The sequence below is a fragment of the Ruoffia sp. FAM 20857 genome, assembly GCF_045528645.1.
GTDB lineage: Bacteria > Bacillota > Bacilli > Lactobacillales > Aerococcaceae > Ruoffia > Ruoffia halotolerans.
This window is the reverse complement of record NZ_JBGQRB010000084.1, coordinates 1-3,537: the sequence shown is the minus strand read 5'-3', so window position 1 is coordinate 3,537 and position 3,537 is coordinate 1. Positions and strand designations below refer to the sequence as shown.

4 protein-coding genes and 1 pseudogene are annotated in these 3,537 nt (G+C 36.0%); all 5 read right to left on the bottom strand.

Features of this window, described 5'->3' with window-relative positions:
* Window positions 1-134 precede the first annotated feature (134 nt).
* Window positions 135-536: a metal-dependent transcriptional regulator gene (locus ACEN4N_RS11160; RefSeq protein ID WP_071862912.1), complete on the bottom strand. Its 402-nt coding sequence runs from the start codon at window positions 534-536 to the stop codon at window positions 135-137.
* Window positions 537-782: 246 nt separating this feature from the next.
* On the bottom strand, window positions 783-1,718 hold the full coding sequence (locus ACEN4N_RS11155; protein WP_138405516.1) for a metal ABC transporter solute-binding protein, Zn/Mn family: 936 nt from the start codon (window positions 1,716-1,718) through the stop codon (window positions 783-785).
* A 2-nt stretch (window positions 1,719-1,720) separates the two neighbouring features.
* Window positions 1,721-2,575 (bottom strand): metal ABC transporter permease, encoded by an 855-nt coding sequence (locus tag ACEN4N_RS11150; protein ID WP_138405517.1) that lies wholly within the window; start codon window positions 2,573-2,575, stop codon window positions 1,721-1,723.
* Window positions 2,576-3,307: a metal ABC transporter ATP-binding protein gene (locus tag ACEN4N_RS11145; protein WP_407090906.1), complete on the bottom strand. Its 732-nt coding sequence runs from the start codon at window positions 3,305-3,307 to the stop codon at window positions 2,576-2,578.
* Between the two features lie 117 nt (window positions 3,308-3,424).
* A pseudogene (locus ACEN4N_RS11140) lies at window positions 3,425-3,537 on the bottom strand (IS30 family transposase); the annotation flags it as partial.

Sequence of the window (3,537 nt, the reverse complement as noted above, 5' to 3'; positions counted from 1 at the left end):
TTTAACTGTTAGCTCCTGCCGAAGATCGTCACATCCGAGGAGGCTCATTGTCAAGGACAATCGGAATAGCATACGGAAAGAAGTTCTGCACCTTATAAAATTTGTCAAAAAAACTGTTGCCATTCCAACTTATTTTATGAAAAGTATTTATCATATTGGATACGACTTTCAATAGTCTCCTGTTCTATATAACATTTAAGTCTTTCAAAAAATAGAGAGCTATGAATTTGTAGGAGTTCATTTATAATTTCTGGTGCCTCAGTTCTAGAAATGCCGAGATATGATGTTAAGAAAGTTGAGAGTATGAGACGTCTTTCTTTAAGTAAAGCTACTTGTTCCTCACCCGAGGATGTTAAAAAAACACCTTGATAAGAAATGTGCTGAATCATATTTTGATTTACCAGTCTATCCATTATTTCTGTAACAGAAGAAGGCTTGACCTCTAGGATATCAGCAACCTGTCTATTTCTTACCAACTTTTTATCTTTACTAAGTTTGTCAATAACTAGCAGATACTTTTCTTGGGTTGGTGTCAATGTTAGTTCTCCTTTCAAGTAAAATCAGTAGCATCCTACGTTATTAAACTGGGGTGTCTTTATGTAACATATCTAAAAATAATCCTAAGAAAAAAATTAGCTAAGTAATAATTTGTCTTTTGATGATATCTTATCGTAATGAGATATCTGAGGACCGCTCAATCATCAAAAGTCGTCCCTCTAAATAAACTACAAGAATAATTACTTAGAGGGAAACTTTAAAATATCAATATGTTTTTAACATTGCTAAGCTAGACCATCATGAATTTTGTTTAGATTCCATTTCATCATTGTATAGTAGGTATCGCCTTCGGAACCTTCTTTTGCTAATGAATCAGTAAAAATTTTGGAATAAATTTCTAATCCCGTTTCATCGGCAACTTTATTCATTGACTTAGATGAAACAGAGGTTTCTACGAACAAATGTTTGACATCAGAGTTTTCTATTTTAGCTAACACAGCTTTCATTTGTTCGGGAGTACCTTGAGATTCGGTATTGATTTCCCAAATGTAAGCTGGCGCAACATGATAGGCTTTTGAGAAGTATTTGAAGGCACCCTCTGAGGTGACCAATAAACGCTGTGATTCAGGAATATCGAGAAATTTTGATTGCGCTTCCTCATGTAACTTTTGTAATTTTTTGATATAAGCATCAGAATTAGTTTGGTAATAATCTGCATTTTTTGAATCTTTTTCCTTTAAGACTTTGGTGATTGTTTTGACGTATTGAACACCATTGGCTAAATCAAGCCAGGCATGAGGATCTTCTTCTTCGACGTTGGTTGTTAAGTGCTCCGGTGTTACACCTTCACTGGCGGCGAAAACATCTTTATCGAATTCTTTATGAGCAGTGCTTACCAACTTCTTGAACCAACCACTACCGCCAGTTTCTAAATTCAGTCCGTTGTGAAATAAAACTGTTGCATCTGTTGCTTTTGAGATATCTTCCGGTTTAGGTTCATACTCGTGGGGATCCACGCCGCGTTGAACAATACTATATAGTTCAACGCGATCTTTAGCCACATTTTTAACCATGTCTTCCAAAATCGAGTTTGTAGTTACTACGCTGATTTTTTTGGAATCTGTTGATTGTTTGGAATCTCCACTTCGTCCGTTGACAAAAAAGATTACTCCGGCGACGGTTGCGATCACTACTACGATGGTTACTAATATTCTTTTCATATTTACGCCTCTTTTCTATTTTTGTGTATATGTAACAAGTTTTGTTTTGGTGAGAAGATAAAGGAAATTAAGAATAACCCTGCTGCGACAATAACAATCGCTGGACCAGAAGCCCAGTTGAATGTGTAGCTGAAGTACAAACCACAAATTGATGCGACAACACCAAATATAGCGGAGAAAACAAGCATCACGGACAAGCGGTCGGTCCAAAAGTATGCTGTTGCAGCTGGCGTAATTAACATGGCCACTACTAAGATGATTCCGACAGTTTGTAATGCTGATACGGTTACTAGCGTTAAGACGAGCATAAGGCTATAGTGGATTAGTTGGGTATTTAATCCATATGTTTTAGCGAAGGTCTGATCAATGGAAGTGATTAACAATTCTTTATAAAATACTTGTACAAAAATAATCACAATTCCTAAAACAATTGCCGTTGTGATCATATCACTATTACTAACAGCTAGAATGTTTCCAAATAAAATATGGTGTAGATTGGTTGAGCTTTCGGCCATAGAGATTAAAATGAATCCCAATGCATAAAAGAAGCTGAAGACAACCCCTATTGCAGTATCTACTTTGATTTTACTATGAGAAGCCACGTAGCCGATTAACATTGCAGCTAGTACACCAAAAATAGATGCTCCAATCAAGATATTTATACCTAACATATAAGCAACAGCAACCCCTGGCAATACTGAATGAGAAATAGCGTCCCCCATCAAAGACATTCCTCGTAGAATGATGAAACTCCCAATAATCCCAGACATAATCCCCACCATTATTGCAGTGATTAATGCACTTTGAAGGAAATCATATTTTCCTAACGCTTGAAAAAAATCCGAGAGAGCAGTCATTCAATTCACCTCCTGAAATAGAACTGAAGATAAGTCATCACTGAATGCTTTACTGATATTCTTCGAATTGTAGACTTCTTGAGTTGGCCCAAAGTCAATGATTCCGTGATTCATAATGACTAATTCATCAAAGTAATCATAAACTTTATTTAAATCGTGATGGATAACGATAATGGTTTTTTGTTCGTCTCGCCATTGTTTTAAAATAGCCATGATGGCACGCTCACTTTCCACATCAATTCCAACAAAAGGTTCATCTAAGACAACAATTTCTGCCTGTTGTAAAATTGCTCGAGCTACGAATACCCGCTGTAATTGTCCGCCTGACAAATTACCTATTTGCCGATTAGCAAAGTCAGTCATTTTAACTTGCTCAAGAGCTGCATCACAAGCAACACGTTCGCTTTTTCCTGGAGTCTTAAACAATCCCAGTTTTCCATAACTACCAGTTAAAACCAAATCATAGACATTGATTGGAAAACTGAGATCTAAATCCTTTCGTTGCTCTACATAGGCAACCTTCTTTTTTACTGTTGCCATTGAATGACCATCAAGCGCGCTACTACCTGATTTTGGATGAATAAGACCCAATATTGCCTTGATTAAAGTAGATTTACCAGATCCATTAGGTCCGATAATGCCAGTAATCTTCCCTGCATTAAAATGGACGGATAAATTATTGAATACCGGTGTATCGCAGTACGCAACAGATAATTTTTTTACAGTTAACAAATAAAAACCTCCTTTAAAAACTAAATTTTTCTAATTTTAGTATAACCTCTAAAAATATTTTGGTCAACCTTATTTTTTTAGGTTTGTCTAATATTTTGCTTTAATTTATTTGATTTGTCAAATTAAGCTAGACAAAACTGCTTCATCTAAGTAACTCAAAAATACTTCCAACGGTGTTCGGTAGTGTAAGGATTTCCGTGGAATCGTGTTCCGTTTGTGTGCAATCGATG

What these genes read in the sequence shown, in the direction of transcription:
- ACEN4N_RS11155 (WP_138405516.1), bottom strand. Translation starts at nt 1,718, where the DNA reads ATGAAAAGAATATTAGTAACCATCGTAGTAGTGATCGCAACCGTCGCC.
- ACEN4N_RS11150 (WP_138405517.1), bottom strand. Translation starts at nt 2,575, where the DNA reads ATGACTGCTCTCTCGGATTTTTTTCAAGCGTTAGGAAAATATGATTTC.